The sequence below is a fragment of the Luteimonas sp. e5 genome, assembly GCF_054031035.1.
This window is the reverse complement of record NZ_JBSTRX010000001.1, coordinates 702764-719995: the sequence shown is the minus strand read 5'-3', so window position 1 is coordinate 719995 and position 17232 is coordinate 702764. Positions and strand designations below refer to the sequence as shown.

The 17232-nt window shown below is 66.4% G+C and carries 19 protein-coding genes; 12 read left to right on the top strand and 7 right to left on the bottom strand.

What is annotated here, in order from left to right:
- Positions 1-6: 6 nt before the first annotated feature.
- The 3 genes from dapE (at position 7) to asnB (ending at position 4209) form a co-directional block, all read left to right on the top strand.
- Positions 7-1194, top strand: coding sequence for a succinyl-diaminopimelate desuccinylase (gene dapE / locus ACW11F_RS03410; protein ID WP_456995504.1), 1188 nt, complete (start codon positions 7-9; stop codon positions 1192-1194).
- A complete protein-coding gene (locus tag ACW11F_RS03405) occupies positions 1195-2247 on the top strand; it encodes an NAD(P)-dependent alcohol dehydrogenase (protein ID WP_456995503.1) in 1053 nt (350 codons plus the stop codon).
- 273 nt (positions 2248-2520) lie between these two features.
- Positions 2521-4209: an asparagine synthase B gene (gene asnB, locus ACW11F_RS03400; protein WP_456995502.1), complete on the top strand. Its 1689-nt coding sequence runs from the start codon at positions 2521-2523 to the stop codon at positions 4207-4209.
- A gap of 33 nt (positions 4210-4242) precedes the next feature.
- On the opposite strand, the gene ACW11F_RS03395 is transcribed toward asnB, so the two are convergent.
- The 4 genes from ACW11F_RS03395 to ACW11F_RS03380 are packed head-to-tail and all read right to left on the bottom strand — an operon-like array spanning position 4243 to position 10324.
- On the bottom strand, positions 4243-4902 hold the full coding sequence (locus ACW11F_RS03395) for a thiopurine S-methyltransferase (protein WP_456995501.1): 660 nt from the start codon (positions 4900-4902) through the stop codon (positions 4243-4245).
- A 24-nt stretch (positions 4903-4926) separates the two neighbouring features.
- On the bottom strand, positions 4927-7176 hold the full coding sequence (gene parC / locus ACW11F_RS03390) for a DNA topoisomerase IV subunit A (protein ID WP_456995500.1): 2250 nt from the start codon (positions 7174-7176) through the stop codon (positions 4927-4929).
- A gap of 57 nt (positions 7177-7233) precedes the next feature.
- Positions 7234-8679, bottom strand: coding sequence for a coniferyl aldehyde dehydrogenase (locus ACW11F_RS03385; RefSeq protein ID WP_456995499.1), 1446 nt, complete (start codon positions 8677-8679; stop codon positions 7234-7236).
- Positions 8666-10324: a GMC oxidoreductase gene (locus tag ACW11F_RS03380; RefSeq protein ID WP_456995498.1), complete on the bottom strand. Its 1659-nt coding sequence runs from the start codon at positions 10322-10324 to the stop codon at positions 8666-8668. Before ACW11F_RS03380 ends, ACW11F_RS03385 begins: the two co-directional genes overlap by 14 nt.
- Positions 10325-10498: 174 nt before the next feature.
- Between ACW11F_RS03380 and lysM the strand changes: the two genes are divergently transcribed.
- Positions 10499-11011: a peptidoglycan-binding protein LysM gene (lysM, locus tag ACW11F_RS03375; protein ID WP_456995497.1), complete on the top strand. Its 513-nt coding sequence runs from the start codon at positions 10499-10501 to the stop codon at positions 11009-11011.
- Between the two features lie 112 nt (positions 11012-11123).
- Here the strand turns inward: lysM and ACW11F_RS03370 are convergent, their stop codons facing one another.
- Together ACW11F_RS03370 and ACW11F_RS03365 are read right to left on the bottom strand one after the other, a co-directional pair.
- A complete protein-coding gene (locus tag ACW11F_RS03370) occupies positions 11124-11822 on the bottom strand; it encodes an RES family NAD+ phosphorylase (protein WP_456995496.1) in 699 nt (232 codons plus the stop codon).
- Complete coding sequence (locus ACW11F_RS03365) at positions 11822-12220, bottom strand: MbcA/ParS/Xre antitoxin family protein (RefSeq protein WP_456995495.1); 399 nt, start codon at positions 12218-12220, stop codon at positions 11822-11824. Before ACW11F_RS03365 ends, ACW11F_RS03370 begins: the two co-directional genes overlap by 1 nt.
- Before the next feature lie 141 nt (positions 12221-12361).
- Between ACW11F_RS03365 and ACW11F_RS03360 the strand changes: the two genes are divergently transcribed.
- Together ACW11F_RS03360 and ACW11F_RS03355 are read left to right on the top strand one after the other, a co-directional pair.
- Entirely contained in the window at positions 12362-12580 is a 219-nt protein-coding gene (locus ACW11F_RS03360; protein WP_456995494.1) for a hypothetical protein, read from the top strand.
- Positions 12581-12718: 138 nt separating this feature from the next.
- Entirely contained in the window at positions 12719-13951 is a 1233-nt protein-coding gene (locus tag ACW11F_RS03355; protein ID WP_456995493.1) for a phage integrase, read from the top strand.
- Here the strand turns inward: ACW11F_RS03355 and ACW11F_RS03350 are convergent.
- Complete coding sequence (locus ACW11F_RS03350) at positions 13948-14433, bottom strand: hypothetical protein (protein ID WP_456995492.1); 486 nt, start codon at positions 14431-14433, stop codon at positions 13948-13950. The genes ACW11F_RS03355 and ACW11F_RS03350 overlap by 4 nt on opposite strands.
- 130 nt (positions 14434-14563) lie before the next feature.
- Between ACW11F_RS03350 and ACW11F_RS03345 the strand changes: the two genes are divergently transcribed.
- From ACW11F_RS03345 to ACW11F_RS03320, 6 genes are all read left to right on the top strand, one after another.
- Complete coding sequence (locus ACW11F_RS03345; protein ID WP_456995491.1) at positions 14564-14767, top strand: helix-turn-helix domain-containing protein; 204 nt, start codon at positions 14564-14566, stop codon at positions 14765-14767.
- Entirely contained in the window at positions 14764-14949 is a 186-nt protein-coding gene (locus ACW11F_RS03340) for a hypothetical protein (RefSeq protein WP_456995490.1), read from the top strand. The genes ACW11F_RS03345 and ACW11F_RS03340 overlap by 4 nt, the downstream gene beginning before the upstream one ends.
- A complete protein-coding gene (locus ACW11F_RS03335; protein WP_456995489.1) occupies positions 14949-15242 on the top strand; it encodes a head-tail connector protein in 294 nt (97 codons plus the stop codon). The genes ACW11F_RS03340 and ACW11F_RS03335 overlap by 1 nt, the downstream gene beginning before the upstream one ends.
- Entirely contained in the window at positions 15239-15505 is a 267-nt protein-coding gene (locus ACW11F_RS03330) for a hypothetical protein (RefSeq protein WP_456995488.1), read from the top strand. The genes ACW11F_RS03335 and ACW11F_RS03330 overlap by 4 nt, the downstream gene beginning before the upstream one ends.
- A 99-nt stretch (positions 15506-15604) precedes the next feature.
- Positions 15605-16105, top strand: a complete 501-nt coding sequence (locus tag ACW11F_RS03325; protein ID WP_456995487.1) for a hypothetical protein — start codon at positions 15605-15607, stop codon at positions 16103-16105.
- Positions 16106-16242: 137 nt separating this feature from the next.
- Positions 16243-16455, top strand: coding sequence for a helix-turn-helix domain-containing protein (locus tag ACW11F_RS03320; RefSeq protein ID WP_456995486.1), 213 nt, complete (start codon positions 16243-16245; stop codon positions 16453-16455).
- Positions 16456-17232 lie beyond the last annotated feature (777 nt).

Sequence of the window (17232 nt, the reverse complement as noted above, 5' to 3'; positions counted from 1 at the left end):
CGGGCCATGACGAGTCCGGTACTGCAACTGACCCGCGAGCTGATTTCACGGGCCTCGATCACTCCGGACGATGCCGGCTGCCAGCCGTTGATCGCCGAGCGCCTGGCGCGTGCCGGCTTTGCCATCGAGCATCTGCGCTTTGGCGAAGTCGACAATCTGTGGGCGACGCATGGCAGCGGCGGCCCGGTGTTGGTGCTGCTGGGGCATACCGACGTGGTGCCGCCCGGCCCGCGCGAAGCCTGGACCAGCGATCCGTTCGTACCCGAGATCCGCGATGGCGTGCTGTACGGCCGTGGCGCGGCCGACATGAAGGGCAGCGTGGCGGCGTTCGTGGTCGCGCTGGAACAGTTCGTCGCCGCGCATCCGGGGCATGCCGGAACCGTGGCGCTGCTGCTGACCTCGGACGAGGAGGGCGCGGCCATCGACGGCGTGCGCAAGGTCGCCGAGCTGTTCCGCGAGCGTGGCCAGCGCATCGATTGGTGCATCACCGGCGAGCCTTCGTCGAAGACGCGGCTTGGCGATCTGCTGCGGGTGGGCCGCCGTGGTTCGCTCTCGGCGCGGCTGCAGGTGCTCGGCGTGCAGGGCCATGTCGCCTATCCGGACAAGGCACGCAACCCGATCCATCAGGCGCTGCCGGCGCTGGCGGAACTGGCCGCGCAGCAGTGGGACGAGGGCTTCGACAGCTTTCCACCGACCAGCCTGCAGATCACCGATACCCATGCCGGCGAGCACGCCAACAACGTGATCCCGGGGCAGCTGGAGGTGCTGTTCAACCTGCGCTACAACCCGAACTGGGAGGCATCGCGGCTGCAGGCCGAATGCGAGGCGATCCTCACCCGCCATGGCCTGGACTACCGCATCGACTGGCACCACAGCGGAGCGCCGTTCCACACCCCGGAAGGGCGTCTGCGCAGTGTCGCCCGCGAGGTTCTGGCCGGCTTTGCCGGCGCCGCGCCCGAGGAAAGCACCGGCGGCGGCACCTCCGATGCGCGTTTCATCGCACCGCTGGGGGCGCAGTGCATCGAAGTCGGCCCGGTCAATGCCTCGATCCACAAGGTGGACGAGCACGTGCGCGTGGCCGACTTGGAAGCCTTGCCGGCGCTGTACCTGCAATTGATCCAGCGCCTGCTGCTGGGTGACGATGAGGCCGCTGACGCAGCATCCGTGACCGACGACTCGCCAGGAGATCGATGAATGAACGTGCATGCCTGGGGCGCCACCGGCGCCGATGCGCCACTGACCGCGATGCAGATCCGGCGCCGCGAGCCGGGGCCGCGCGACGTGCAGATCGAGATCGACTGGTGCGGGGTCTGCCATTCCGACCTGCACACGGTGCGCTCGGAGTGGGCCGGCACCCTGTATCCCTGCGTGCCCGGCCACGAGATCGTCGGCCGGGTGTCGGCGGTGGGCAATGAAGTGACGCGCTTTGCGCCGGGCGACGTGGTCGGCGTCGGCTGCATGGTCGACAGCTGCCGCCAATGCCCGTCCTGCGCCGAAGGGCTGGAGCAGTATTGCGATGCCGGCATGGTCGGCACCTACAACGGCCGCAGCGACGATGCGCCCGGGCATACGCTGGGCGGCTATTCGCAGCGCATCGTGGTCGATCAGGATTTCGTGCTGGCGATCCGCCACCGGCCCGAACAACTGGCCGCGGTCGCGCCGCTGCTGTGCGCCGGCATCACCACCTGGTCGCCGCTGCGGCACTGGCAGGCCGGGCCGGGCAAGCGCGTCGGCGTGGTCGGCATCGGCGGCCTCGGCCACATGGGCATTCGTCTGGCCAAGGCGCTGGGCGCCGAGGTGGTGGCATTCACCACCTCCGAGGGCAAGCGCGCCGATGCGCTGGCCCTGGGCGCGGACGAGGTAGTGATCTCGCGCGATCGCGCGCAAATGAAGGCGCACCGCGGCAGTCTGGATCTGATCATCGACACCGTGGCCGCCAGCCACAATCTGGACGATTACAGCGCGCTGCTGCGCCGCGACGGCACCCTGGTGCTGGTCGGCCTGCCCGAGCATCCGCACCCGGCGCCGAACATCGGCCGTTTGATCGGCGCACGTCGGGCGATTGCCGGCTCGCTGATCGGCGGCATCGCCGAAACCCAGCAGATGCTGGATTTCTGCGCCGAGAACGACATCGTCTCGGAAGTCGAACTGATCCGTGCCGACGAGATCGACCAGGCCTACGAACGCATGCTGCGCGGCGAGGTCAAATACCGCTTCGTGATCGATTGCAGCACGCTGGGTGCCTGATTCCCGCCTTGCAGCGAGGCACTTGCGCAACGGCACGAAACATGGGCACACTCGGGGCATGAGCCTTCCGCGCCCACCGCTGTCGATCTGCCGCCGCCATCCGGTGCCGGTGGGCCGTGCCGTGGCCATGATCAACAATCGCAACGCCAACTCCTGCCGCCCGCGGGCCAGCGGTTGACGCGCGTACATCACGTCCAACCTCTCTGAAGCCCGCCTCCCAGGCGGGCTTTTTCGTTTCAGTCCACCGACATCATCAAGCCCAGGAGTTCCGCGATGTGTTCCATCCTTTCGATCATCGACCCGCGCCCCGGCGCCGACCTGCGTCCGCTGCGGCCGTTGGCGCTGGCCTGTTCCGCGCGCCAGCGCCATCGCGGCCCGGACTGGAGCGGAGTGCATGCGCATGCCAATGCGCTGCTGGTGCACGAGCGTCTGGCGATCGTCGATGTCGGCGGCGGCGCACAACCGCTGTGTTCGGCGGACGGACAGCTGGCGCTGGCAGTGAATGGCGAGATCTACAACCATCGCGAACTGCGCGGGGAGATCGCCGACGATTACGCTTGGCAAAGCGGTTCGGACTGCGAGGTGATCAATGCGCTGTACCGCGCCGCGGGCGGTGAGCGGGCCGGAGACTGGTTGCGCCGCCTCAATGGCATGTTCGCCTTCGTGCTGTGGGATGCGCAGCAGGGCCGGGCACTGATCGCGCGCGACCCGATCGGCATCGTGCCGCTGTACTGGGGCCGCGATGGCGAAGGCCGCGTGTGGGTCGCATCGGAGATGAAAGCGCTTGTTGGCCACTGCGACGATGTCGCGCAGTTTCCGCCCGGACATGTGTTCGATAGCGCCAGTGGCGAGCTGCAGCGTTATTACCAGCCGGCCTGGCGCGAGGTCGAGGCCACGCATGGCGTCGAAGTCACGCCTGCGGTGCTGCGTCAGGGCCTGGAGGAGGCGGTGCACCGCCAACTGATGAGCGACGTGCCCTATGGCGTGCTGCTGTCCGGCGGGCTGGATTCGTCGCTGATCGCCGCCTGCGTCGCGCGCTTCGCGCGGCAGCGGATCGAGGATGATGACCGCAGCGAAGCTTGGTGGCCGCGCCTGCACTCGTTCGCCATCGGCCTGGAAGGTGCGCCGGATCTCGCCGCGGCGCAGGTGGTCGCCGATGCCATCGGCACCGTGCACCACGGCTTCACCTACAGCGTGCAGGAAGGGCTGGATGCCTTGCCCGAGGTGATCCGCCACATCGAAACCCATGACGTCACCACCGTGCGTGCCTCCACGCCGATGTACCTGCTGGCGCGACGCATCAAGGCGATGGGGGTGAAGATGGTGCTGTCGGGCGAGGGCAGTGACGAGCTGTTCGGGGGCTACCTGTATTTCCACAAGGCACCGGATGCCGACGAGTTCCACCGCGAACTGGTGCGCAAACTCGATGCCCTGCACCAGTACGACTGCCTGCGCGCGAACAAGTCGATGATGGCCTGGGGCGTGGAGCCGCGGGTGCCGTTCCTCGACCACGAATTCGTCGATCTGGTGATGGGCATCGATGCCAGCGCGAAGATGGTCGCACCGGGGCGGATCGAGAAGCACGTGCTGCGCGAAGCCTTTGCCGGCGTGCTGCCCGAATCGATCCTGTGGCGACAGAAGGAGCAGTTTTCCGATGGTGTGGGCTATGCCTGGATCGACAGCCTGAAGGCACATGCCGAGGCTGAGGTCAGCGATGCCGAGCTTGCCGCGGCCGCGCAGCGCTTCCCGCACGACCCGCCGCAAAGCAAGGAGGCGTATCTGTATCGGCGCTTGTTCGAGCAGGCGTTTCCCGGTGAGGCCTGTGCACGCACCGTACCCGCGGGCAAGTCGATCGCCTGTTCTTCGCCGGCAGCCATTGCCTGGGATGCGGCATTCGCCGCCAGTGCCGACCCGTCAGGGCGTGCGGTGCAGGGTGTGCACCGGGCCGCGCTGGCGAGCTGAGCGGGCTTCGCGGCTGCAGGTTTGCCGAAGTGCTCAGGCCTGACGCGTCATCCGGTACACCGCGGTGGCCAGTGCACTGACGCCTTCGGCGATGAAGGAGGGCTGCTGGGCGAGGATGTCGCGACGCTCCAGCAGTTCCACCTCCCACCGCGGCGAGAACAGCGCGCGCACCTCGTCCTCATGCACCGCGAACGGCGGGCCGGCCTTCTGCGACTGCGGGTATTCGAGGGTGATCAGCAGCGCGCGGCAACCGGCCGGCAGCCGCGCATACAGCTCGTTGGCGTAGCGCTGGCGCATCCCGGGTGGCAGCGCGATCAACGCGGCACGGTCGTACACCAGGCTGCAGTCGGCGAGGGTGGATCCGTCCAGCGCGAAGGCATCGGCCTCGAGGATGGCGATATCACCTGCGCGGTGCAGCCGGCCATCGGGCTGTGGCTGGCACTGCGCGTACAGACCTTGTTCGTGGAAGAACGCATCGATGCCGGTGCGCGAGATCTCGATGCCCAGCACGCGCTGGCCCTGGGCCGCCAGCCACGGCATGTCGAGGGTCTTGCCGCACAGCGGCACCAGCACCTGTTCGCCTTGGCGCGGCTGCAATGCCGACCAGTGCCTGGCCAGCAACGGCATCACTTCCTCGCGATGCCAGCCGGTTTCGCCGCGTGTCCAGCGGCCCTGCCAGTAATCGATCTCCATCTCAGGCGGCTCCGTCGGCGCGGCTCATGCCTCGCTTTCCAGCGCATCGACCTTCTGCCAGCCGCGCGGCAGCAGGCTGCCACGGCTGGCCCGTGCACCCAGATAGGCGTCCAGTTCCTTCCAGCCCAGGGTCATGGTGCGCGCACCCGAGCGCACCAGCAGCTTTCCGCCTTCAGGCACCACCGCCACCGCGACCACCTTTTCCGTGCCGCGTTTGGCCTTGGGAATCTCGATCAGCTTGTTGCCCTTGCCCTTGTCCAGTTCCGGCAGCTCGGCCAGCGGAAAGGCCAGCACATGGCCGGCACTGGTGGCGATGACGATGCGGTCGCTGGCGACATCGCCCACCGGCGCCGGGGCCAGAACCCGGGCGTCGGCTGCCAGCGAAAGCATCGCCTTGCCCGCCTTGTTGCGGCTGGTCAGGTTCTCGAAGCGGGTGACGAAGCCGTAGCCGGCGCTGGAGGCCAGCACGAAGCGTGCCTCGTTGTCGCCGCTGGCAAGCGCCTGGAAGCTGGCCCCGGCGGCCGGCGTGAAGCGCCCGGTCAGCGGCTCGCCATTGCCGCGCGCGCTGGGCAGGGTGTGCGCCAGCGTGGAGTAGCTGCGGCCGGCCGAATCGAGGAACGCGACTTGCATGTTGCTGCGTGAGCGCACCGCGGCGAGCAGCGCATCGCCATCGCGATAGGACAGGCCGGCGGCATCGATGTCGTGCCCCTTGGCCGCGCGCACCCAGCCCTTGCGGCTGAGCACCACGGTGACCGGTTCGCTGGCGACGAGGTCGGTTTCGGCCAGCGCCTGTGCCGCCGCGCGCGGCACCAGCGGCGAGCGGCGCTCGTCGCCGAACTTTCGCGCATCGGCCAGCAACTCGTCCTTGATCAGTTTCTTCAGCTTGGCCTTGCTGCCGAGGGTGGCGATCAGGCGGTCGCGCTCGCTGTCGAGGTCGTCCTGCTCGCCGCGGATCTTCATTTCCTCCAGCCGCGCCAGCTGCTTGAGGCGGGTGTCGAGGATGTAGTCGGCCTGTTCCTCGCTGAGTTCGAAGCGCGCGATCAGCACCGCGCGGGGTTCGTCCTCGGTGCGGATGATGTGGATCACTTCATCCAGATTGAGGAAGGCGATCAGCAGGCCTTCCAGCAGGTGCAGGCGGCGCTCGACCCGCTCCAGGCGGTGGCGCAGGCGGCGGACCACCGTGTCCTGGCGGAAGGTCAGCCATTCGGCCAGCAGCATCTTCAGGTTTTTCACCTGCGGACGGCCATCCAGGCCAATCACGTTGAGATTGACGCGGAAGCTCTTTTCCAGATCGGTCGTCGCGAACAGGTGGCCCATCAACTGTTCGACATCGACCCGGTTGCTGCGTGGCATCAGCGCGATGCGCACCGGATTGGCATGGTCGGATTCGTCGCGCAGGTCCTCGATCCAGGGCAGCTTCTTGGCGCGCATCTGCGCGGCGATCTGCTCGATCACCTTGGACGGCGAAACCTGGTAGGGAAGTGCGGTGATGATGATCTGCCCGCCCTCGCGCACCCAGGTCGCACGTGCACGCACGCCACCGCTGCCGGTTTCGTAGATCGCGCGCAGATCGGCGGCGGGGGTGATGATCTCGGCCCGGGTCGGGTAGTCCGGGCCGAGCACGTGTTCGCACAGGTCTTCGACGCTGGCATCGGGGTCGTCGAGCAGGCGGATGCAGGCGCTGACCACTTCATTGAGGTTGTGCGGCGGCACGTCGGTGGCCATGCCCACGGCAATTCCGGTGGCGCCATTGAGCAGCAGGTGCGGCAGGCGCGCCGGCAGCCAGCTCGGCTCTTCCAGGGTGCCGTCGAAGTTCGGATCCCAGTCCACCGTGCCCTGGCCCAGCTCGGCCAGCAGCACCTCGGCGATCGGGGTCAGCCGCGATTCGGTGTAGCGCATCGCGGCGAACGACTTGGGGTCGTCGCTGGAGCCGAAATTGCCCTGGCCGTCGACCAAGGGATAGCGCCAGGAGAACGGCTGTGCCATCAGCACCATCGCCTCGTAGCAGGCGAAATCGCCATGCGGGTGGTACTTGCCGATCACGTCACCCACCGTGCGCGCCGACTTCTTCGGCTTGGCGCTGGCCGACAGGCCCAGCTCGCTCATCGCATACACGATGCGCCGCTGCACCGGCTTCAGGCCATCGCCGATGAAGGGCAGGGCGCGATCGAGCACCACGTACATCGAATAGTCGAGGTAGGCGCGTTCGGCGTATTCGCGCAGCGGGATCTGTTCAAAACCGTGGAAAGCGGCGCGGGCGAAATCCTGGGTCATGGATGCATCGGCTTGGGGCAACCGCTTATTTTACGCTGCCGGCCTGGTGTGGCGTCTTCAGTCATCGGCCTTGCTGCCGGCCAGCCAGCGCAGCAGGCGCCGGCTGCGCGCGCCGTAGGGCGGCTTGGTCAGCCAGGTCAGCAGGCGTGCCACCGCGCCGGCCTGCAGCAGCACCGGTTTCATGTGCGAGAAACGCTCGAAGCCCGCCTTGCCGTGGTAGGCGCCGATGCCGCTGGCGCCGACGCCGCCGAAGGGCAGGCGCAACTGCACGAAGTGGTACATGCAATCGTTGACGGTGACTCCGCCGGCATGGCTGCGTGCCAGCACTTCGTCGATGCGATGCCGGTCATGGTCGAAGTAGTACAGCGACAGCGGGCGCTCGTCGGCGGCGATGAACTCCAGTGCCTGGTCGAGATCGCGATAGCCGACCAGCGGCAGCACGGGGCCGAAGATCTCCTCCTGCATCAGGCGCATGTCGCGGTGCGCATCCAGCACCAGTGTCGGCGGGAACGCGCGACCGGCGGTCCCGCTCTCGGGTACCGCGTCGTCACCCGGCTGCAGGATGCGCGCACCCTGCGTCCGCGCATCCTCCAGCAACGCCTGCATGCGCTCATGGCCGGCCTCGCTCGCCATGTGCGCATAGTCCGGATTGCGCAACGGCTGTGGCCAATGCCGTGCGATCACCGCTTCGCAGTGGCGCGCAAATTCCTCCATGCGCGCCTGCGGCAGCAGCACATGGTCCGGTGCGATGCAGGTCTGGCCCGCGTTCCAGAACTTGGCGGTGCAGATGCGTTCGGCGGCCTTGGCCAGGTCGAAGTCGCCATGCACCAGTGCCGGTGACTTGCCGCCCAATTCCAGCGTCACCGGGGTCAGGTTGTCGGCAGCGGCACGCATCACCTCGCGACCGATGCGGGTGGAGCCGGTGAACAGCAGATGGTCGAAGGGCAGGGCGGCGAACGCGGCCGACACCTTCGCGTCACCCGGGCAGACCGCGACCTCCTCCGCGGCGAATGCCTCGTCCAGCATGCGTTCGAGCAAGGCGGCGGTGGCCGGGGCGTGCTCGGAGGGCTTGATCATGGCGTGGTTGCCGGCGGCCAGTGCATTGGCCAGCGGCGAGAGGGTCAGCAACAGCGGATAGTTCCACGCGCCGATGATGCCGACCACGCCCAGCGGTTGCGGCACGATGCGCGCGCGGCTGGGCAGGAAGTTCCAGTTCACCCGCACCCGGCGCGGCCGCATCCAGCGTCGCAGGTGGCGGCGCAGGTGCGCGATCTCGTCGAGCAGGGGCATCCACTCCAGCAGCCGCGTCTCGGTCGCCGGACGTTGGCCGAAGTCCGCCGCGATCGCCTCGACCAGCGCCTGCTCGTTCGCCCGCACGACCTTTTCCAGCGCATCCAGTGCGGCGATGCGGCGCCCGGCATCGCGCCAGTCACGCGCCCGCCAGGCGGCACGCTGGCGCTGCAGCAGGGCGGCAAGATCGGCGGTGGCGTCAGTTTGGGGCATCAGGACTTCCGGGGGTGTCGGCATGCCAGTCGGCGGCATCGGCATGCGGCAGATGATGCATCACATGCTCGGCGAGGGCGGCGATGGTCAGGCTCGGATTGACCCCAAGGTTGGCCGAGATCAGCGAACCATCACAGACCAGCAGATGGCGATAGCCATGCACGCGGCCGTTGGCATCGCAGACTCCCTGCGTGGCATCGGCGCCGATGCAGGCGCCGCCCATGCAATGCGCGGTCAGCGGGATGTCGAGCAGGATTTCCGGCAGGCTGGTCAGTGCCTGGCCGCCAAAGCGCCGCGCCAGTTTTTCGGCGAATGCATTGGCCTCGGGGATGAAGGTGGGGATGCGCGCGCCATGGCTCGCAAGATGCAGCGAGAACGGCCACCACCAGCGCCGTTTGAGGCGCATGTCGAGCCAGCCATCCAGCGTCTGCATGCACAGCAGGATCATCGATTCGCGTGCGAAGCCGCGTGGCTTCAGCAGCCGCCAAAGATGGCGCGGACGGCGCAGCACTTCGCTCAGCATTGCCTGCAGCCAGCTCAGGCGGCGATGCCGGCCACGTGCCATCAGGGTCGCGATCATGCCGATCGCATCCGAGCCCGCCGGATAGCGCGTTGCCTCGACATGCGTATGCGCGTCCAGCCACAAGCCCGAACCGATGGCGATGCCGCGCGAAAGGTCCGCCTCGCTGCCGGGAAAGCGCACTCCGATCAGCGATTCGGCATTGGTGCGCACGCGCTGCCCCAATGCCGGCGACAGGCGCGGCAGCCGGCCTTTGTGCCGCATGCGCAGCAGCAGCTCCTGGGTGCCCAGCGAGGATGCCGCCAGCACCACCCCGCGGCAGCGCAACTCGCGCCCCGCCGCCAGCGGCGAGAAGGTCGGACGCAGGCGCAGCCGATAGCCGTCGCGGCCATCCTCCGCGCCGAGCGGGCGGAGGTCATCGACCCGGGTTTCGGCCAGCACCTGGACGCCACGGCGCTCGGCCAGGTACAGGTAATTCAGATCGAGCGTGTTCTTGGCCCCGTGCCGGCAGCCGACCATGCACGCGCCGCAGCCGATGCAGCTGCGCCGTGGCGGTCCTTCGCCAGCGAAATAGGGGTCGGCATGTGGCGTGCCTTGTGCTTCACCCTCGGCGCCGAAGTAGACGCCCACCTCGGTGGCATGGAAGCCGGCCTCGAGGCCCAGCTCCCGCGCCATCGCCTGCAGGCGGAAGTCGGCTTCGGCCATGCGTCGGTTGACCTCCACGCCGAGCATGCGCCGCACCCGCGCGTAGTGCGGCGGCATGATCGCCGGCCAGTCGGCCAGCCCCGCCCAGCTGCCCTCGTGCCACACCGAATCGGGCGGCTGCAGCAGGGTGTTGGCATACACGATCGATCCGCCGCCCACCGCATTGCCGTGCAGCACCGCGACATGGCCGAAGATGCGCAGGCCGAAGAATCCGCGCAGGCCGAGCGCGGGCCGCCACAGCCAGCGGCGCAGGTTCCAGCTGCTGTGCGGCATGTCCTGCGCATTCCAGCGCCGTCCCTGTTCGATCACCTGCACCCGGTAGCCTTTCTCGGCCAGGCGCAGCGCCGCGACACTGCCGCCGAAGCCCGAGCCGATCACCGCATAGTCGCAGTCGTAGGGTTCATGCCCGTGCACCGGCATGCCATGCATCCGCAGCGCGTCAATCACGCCGCATGATGATGGCATGCGGCGCCAGCCGGGCAAGGCGCGGCCCGCACACACGCGGTTCCGCCGCAACTTCGACCCGGGCCTGTCGCCTTGACCGCGGCATAACACGCGGCCTGCCAAGCTGGCGCCCCCACACAGGAGGAACCCATGGGCATCTTCGATTTCATCAAGGACGCTGGCGAGAAAATCTTCAAGCCCGGCGAAGCCAAGGCCGAAAAGGCCATCATCGACCACATCAACAGCTACGGCCTCGGCGTCAACGGGCTGAAGGTGGAAGTGGACGGCAGCACCGCCCGCATCGAGGGTGAAGCCGCCGACATCGCCACCCGCGAGCGCATCGTGCTGATCGCCGGCAACGTGGACGGCATCGACAAGGTGGACGACCGCATGACGGTCAAGGCGACCGCTGCGGCTGGCGGCGGTGGTGCCGATTTCAGCGGCGTGACCGGCGGTTCCTCCGCCGCGGTCGGTGCCGGTGGCACCGGCGAGTGGAGCTCGCGCACCTACACCGTGGTCAAGGGCGACACGCTGTCCAAGATCGCCAAGGAAATGTATGGCGATGCCAATAAGTACCCGGTGATCTTCGAGGCCAACAAGCCGATGCTGAAGGATCCGGACAAGATCTACCCGGGTCAGGTGCTGCGCATCCCCGCGCAGTGAGCCGGCGTTCCCGGTCATTCACCGGGAATGCCGCAACACATGGAAACCGCCCGCCCGCCGGGCGGTTTTCCTTTGTCCGTGTGCGCTCAAACGGACAGGGCGGCGCCGCTCATCAAGCGCGCCTGACCGGCTCCGGCAACGGGATTTCCTTGCCGGCGATGGTGACGTGGGCGATCGCCGTGCCATCCCAGTGATAGTGGTAATGCTCGGCCTGGCGCACCGGCGCGACGAGGTCGGGATGGAACAGCGCCACGCATTCGCCGCCCGCGGCGCGCACGCTGTCATAGACCAGGCCGTCGCTGCCTGACTGGCGCAATTCCAGGCCTGCGCGCTGGCTGGCCGCATAGCTGTCGGGATCGTGCAGTTCCGGCCAGCCGCCGCGGATGTCGTGCAGGCAGCCGCGCATGTCCGCCAGCAGGCAGCGCATCTCCAGCTTGATCGGCGCCTCGCGCGTGGCGGCGAGGAAGCGTTGCTGGTGGTACACCGTTTCCGCCACCGCGGTTTCGCGCTCGCGCGCGGCGTAATACACACCGAAGCTGCCGGGGCTGAAGCGCGAGCCCATCGGGTTGAGGTGGGTGAACGCGGCCATGATCGGCGTGGTACCCGGCCCGCTGATGCGTCGCGCCTGCGGCACCAGCGAAAGCTCGCCCGCCGATTTGCGCAGGCGCGGATTGGTCAGCCCTTCGAGCAGGAAAACCGCGTCCAGATCCGCCGGGTCGGCAACGCGGTCAAACAAGCCGACCGGCGGATAGCGGCTGGAAACGATGCGGTATGACGGACGCCAGACGACCTCGCGCAGCGGGGTCGCCATCAACCCCAGCCCCGTTGTGCATCCAGGTACTGCCGCACCACGAACAGGTCGGCCACCTGTCCGCCGAGCATGCGCTCCAGCGCGGTCCCGCCGCCAAACAGTGGCGCGCTGTTCTCTCGCCTGATCCAGCCATCGGCTTGCGCCGGCGAGGGGAGCAGGATGTGCAGCGCCTTGTAGATGCCAAGCACATAGCTGATGCGTTCGAGCACATCATGGCTCAGCGGCCCGCTCTGGTTCGCCTTCCAGCGGAAGAAGGTGGAGCGCCCCGGGCTGCCCAGCAGCCGCCGCTCCTGCTCCGCGCTCAAGCCCCAGGCATCGGTGATGCGGAAGAACGTGCGCAGGCCCGGCCCCGCCAGGTCACGGCGTGCATCGGCAGCGAGCGGAGCAGTGGCATTCATGGCGAATCCCGATTTGGCACTTGCAGGAATGATAGTCCCATAATGGGACTTGTGCAACAGGGCATCCCGAAATGCGACCCGGTCACGAGGCAGGCGCATGCAGGCCAGCGACCCGGACGGGGTGGCGTGCGCAAATCATCCATGCAGAACGGCCTGGGCACACGTGTGCGTGCTGAGGATGCCAGATGTTGCGTGATTGCCGATGCCGTCGACATGCGCGGGCATGAGCGCTGCGACCTCGACACCCCTGCCGTGCAGGCACGAAAAACCCGGCACGCCGGCCGGGTTGTTCTGAAGTCCCACGAGAACCTTCCATCTCAGGGGTTCAAGTGGTGGGCGGTACAAGGTTCGAACTTGTGACCCCTACCATGTCAAATTTATTTCTGGCCCTTTCGAATCAAGCACTTGCCGCTAAGTCTTTGATTTTGCGTCCCATTGCGTCCCGTTGGGTGTTACCATTTCGGGCAATTTGCAGTTACGGTGCAGTTACGGGGCCAAATGAAGCTTGCCAAGAGACTATCACCTGCCATCGTTGAGGCGGCCAAGCCGGAAGCCGTCCCGTACCGGATTTGGGACACCGTGGTGCCACAAATGCACCTGCGCATCCAACCTTCGGGCATCAAGTCATGGAACGTGCAATGGTGCCGCACCCGTTCGCGTTCACTGGGCAAGTGGCCGGCTGTGACGGTGGAGGCGGCCCGCACCCGCGCCAAGACGGTGCTGGTGGAGGCCGAGGAACACGGGGCACCTGTGGCCGTCATCGAGGCACAGAAGCCGCTAGAGGCCCGTGCCATCACCCTGGGCGACTTCATCGCCAACCACTACGCGCCATGGGCCAAGAGCGAACAGAAGGCCGCCACGGCCACGCTGGCGTCATTGCAGGTGGTGTTCGCGCACCTGTATGACGTGGAGTTGCGCGAGCTGACCGCGCTGGACGTGGAGCGGGTGAAGTCTGCAAGGCTGAAGGCCGGCATCATGCCGTCAACCGTCAACCGCGATTTGGCCCGCATCCGTGCCGTGTTGTCTCGGGCGATTGACTGGGGATTCCTGGAGGTGCACCCGTTGCGCACGGTGAAGCCTGTGAGGGGCGCGGACGATAGCCGGGCACGCTACCTGAGCGACGAAGAAGAACAGGCGCTGCGGGGCGCACTGGCGGCCCGTGAGGCCCGCCGCAGGGCAAGCCGGGACAGTCACAACCAGTGGCACGCCGAGCGCGGCAGCGAGGGGCAACCAGAATGGCCCGAAGACGGCTTCACCGATCACCTGATGCCCATGGTGCTGCTGGCCATGAACACCGGCATGCGCCGTGGCGAGCTGCTGGGGCTGGAATGGAGCAACGTCAACCTGAAAACCCGGTTGCTGACGATCACCGCAGGCAACGCCAAGTCACGCAAGGCCCGGCACCTGCCGCTGAACGCCGAGGCCATGGACGTGCTGACGCGCTGGAAGAAGCAACGCGGGCGCAACCGGCTGGTGTTCCCGTCACCCAAGACAGGCGGGCGCATGGACAACGTGAACCGCAGTTGGGAACGGCTGATGGCGGACGCCGAGCTGACAGACTTCCGGTTCCATGACTTGCGCCACCACTTTGCCAGCCGGCTGGTAATGGCGGGCGTTGACCTGAACACCGTGCGCGAGCTGTTGGGCCATTCCGACTTGGCGATGACGCTGCGCTATGCGCACCTGGCCCCTGCCAAGCTGGCCGCCGCCGTGGAGCTGCTAGGGGGTTAGAACGGAATCCCTATCGCTTCGGCAACTTCATTGTCGCGCAACCCACTCGGGAAACCATCTTCGGCGCTTGCTTCGATCAAAGGGGTGAGCTCCTCCCAGTGTTCCGTGAGCAATGGCGATAGCTCATTGCCATCCCAGAACGACGTTGTGTGTTCGATGACGTGCCAATAGAGCGATTCGTCGTATGTGAGCAGTGCGGGGAAGTAGCGCCCGAGGTTCGCGACCCGCTCCATGGGGAAAGGGCTCCATGTCTGTGCAATGGCCATTTCAATTGGAACCGGGTCACCGTCCGGGTGAACCATGATCGTCTCGCTTCGCAGTGCGCATTCGATGATCCATTCCACTACACCGGTCACGGAACGCCGTTGCAACCGCGCCAGTAGCTCCAAGCCGTAGCGCATCCGAGGATCAATCCGAATCGATAGCGCGTCCGTTTTCGACTTGCGTGCGGGCGCAGGTGCTGCCTTCTTTTTGGTGGCCATTGTGTGTGTCCGTTTCTCCCGCGACAGACATTAGCGGCCATGTGTTGCATTGTCTATAGGCGTGTGGCACAGTCACACATGCCGCAACTGTACGCACTGCGCGGCTATCGAAACACAACAGGAGACTGCAATGACCATGCCGGGCAAACTTGCCTTCAACGTTGACGAGGCCGCCGCCGCCATTGGCGTGTCGCGCACTCGCATCTTCCAAGCCATCAACAAGGGCGAGCTGCGGAGCTTCAAAGACGGGCGCCGCCGCATCGTGTCGCAACAGGCACTGCGCGACTTCATCGCCAAGCGCGAGCGCGAGAGCCTGAAGGGGGTGGCGCGATGAACCGCAGGGACACCACCAACGCCAACACCGCCGTCATGCGGCAGGAAGAAGTTGTTGAGCGGCTGCAAGAACAGTTGCAAGACGCCATCGACGGCCAGAGCCTGAAGCCGGTGGGCGATACACGCCGCGACCTGAAGGCCGCACAAGCGAAGCTGCGGAAGCTGCGCGGAGGGTTCAACTGATGACCATGCCCAACCTGGAGATGCTGAAGACGCACCTGCGCGTCACGCATGACTACGACGATGCACTGATTGCCGAGATGCTGGCCGCTGCCACCAGCCGCGCCGAGGCGTTCATTTGCATGCCGCTGCACGAGTTCGAGGGCACGCTGCCGCATCCGATTGTGCAGGCAATTTATTTGTTTGCCGAAGCCAACTTCGACGGCAGGGGGAACGAGTCCGGGCCGGAGCTGGAAGGTATGGCCGAACGGATGCTGCGGCCCTACCGCCGGGAAACGGGGGTGCGTGCGGCATGAACACCAAAGACCTGCGCACCTTCACCTTGCGGGCACCCGAACAGGCCATGTTCGCAGTGCTGCCGGGCTTGACCGATGACATGGCCGAAGGCTTCCGAGTCTGTGCGGCTGACTTCCTGCGCAACGCGGCATTGGACGCGATGGCCGGCGATGGCCAGATGGCCCCGCCAGTCGTTTGGGCCGTCCAGTTCATTGCCGAGGCGTTGGAAGCGATCGAGCACACATGCGCCGACACGCGCACGGCATTGGCCAAGGCCAGATAAGGGAAGGCCCAGACGGGGGTGGAACCGTCCGGGCCTAGATGTTCAGTCGAGCGGAGTGAACGGGGCCAGTTTAGCACTGGCCCCTGTAGGAGCCAACCATTGAGCCGACGTTCAAGGGAAAAATTCAAGGGGAGAAAAGAGAGTGGGCGGTTCATGGCCCTGCCCGAGTTCGTGACTGACTCGCCACAGTGGGCGGCACTAGCGCCGTACAGCCTGAAGTTGCTGCTGGAGATTGCGCGGCTGTACCGGGGACACAACAACGGCGACTTGAGCGTGACGCCTAGCACGTTGCGCGAGCGCGGCTTTGCCAGCGAGCAGACGTTTTGGAAGCACCTGGCCCTGCTGGAAGAAGGCGGCTGGATCGTCCGCACGCGCCAAGGTGGCCGGCACATTGGGTGCAACCTGTACGCCGTGACGTGGTGGCCAATCGACGAATCCGAGAAGCACACGCACCCGGCACAGCACAAGCCAAGCCATGCATGGAAAAACGCGATTGGTACTCTAAAAACTGGAGTGCGAAGGCACCAAAAAATGGAGTGCAAGAGGCTCAGACTCCAAAAACTGGAGCGCAAGCCTGTCCCGTTGCGTCCCGTTGCGTAAAGCCGCCGAGTTTTAACACTCCACTTTTCAGCGTGCCTTATTAGATCTAGCCATAGGCCCTGCTGTTGGGCCGTTGCTTTTGACGTTGTTTCAGGCCGTTTGGAGCACGGCGGCCAAATTTGCCCGAGAGGAAAGCCATGTTGACCGGAAAGACCCTGAAGGCCATCCGCGCCATTCGCGGCATGTCGCAAGCGCAACTTGCTGCGGCTGCTGGTGTGAGCCAGAACGCCATTTCCGAGTACGAAACCGGCAACCGTGAGCTGCGGACGACGACGATCCGCAAGCTGTGCGGGGCGCTGGACGTTCGGGTTGCCTACACCGTGGGCGGCACCACGATTAGCGGGCCGTGACGGTTCGCGTTCCTGCTGGCGGCCACTTGGCAGTCAAGTGACGGCCACCTGCCGGCCTGCTGGCAGCTTTGCCCAAAATTGGAGAAAGCTGGCGGCAGAACCGGTTTCTCCAAAATTGGACAAACCGATAGCGGCCCGTTGCTTTGTCCGAATTCAGACGAAGCAAACCGCCTACCCTGCTGCCGGAAAATTCCTAGGGCGAGCATAGGGCAAGCCTGATGCTGCACTCGGATGCTTCCTAGCTGGCGACCTGGCCTAGGTTGCGTCCGCGAGGCTGACACAACCTGCACCCGTTCGGGCATGGGCTAGCTGCACGGTTCAGGCGTCCGCGCATGGGACACCTGAGCGCCGATGCAAAACACGTCCTGGCGTCGGACGCGTTTCCCGCACCCGTCCGGGCATGGGCGGCATCCAGCCGCCGGACACCGCCCGCCAGCCACTCGGGCGAAACCCAAGTGAAACCCAGAAAGAACCCGCTGGGTTTTGGTGCACCCGTTCGCGTGGGGAACCCGAATCCCCGGTGTCCCGCCTGCGGACGTCGGGAGCTGCACCCGCGTGCGCGCGGGGAACCCGTTCAGGTGGGTCAACTTGACCCACCTGAAATCGGTTAGGAGCTGCACCCGCGTGCGCGCGGGGAACCCGCAGGCGCAAATGTCTCCAATCGGAGACAAATCACCGGAGCTGCACCCGCGTGCGCGCGGGGAACCCGTTCAGGTGGGTCAACTTGACCCACCTGAAATCGGTTAGGAGCTGCACCCGCGTGCGCGCGGGGAACCC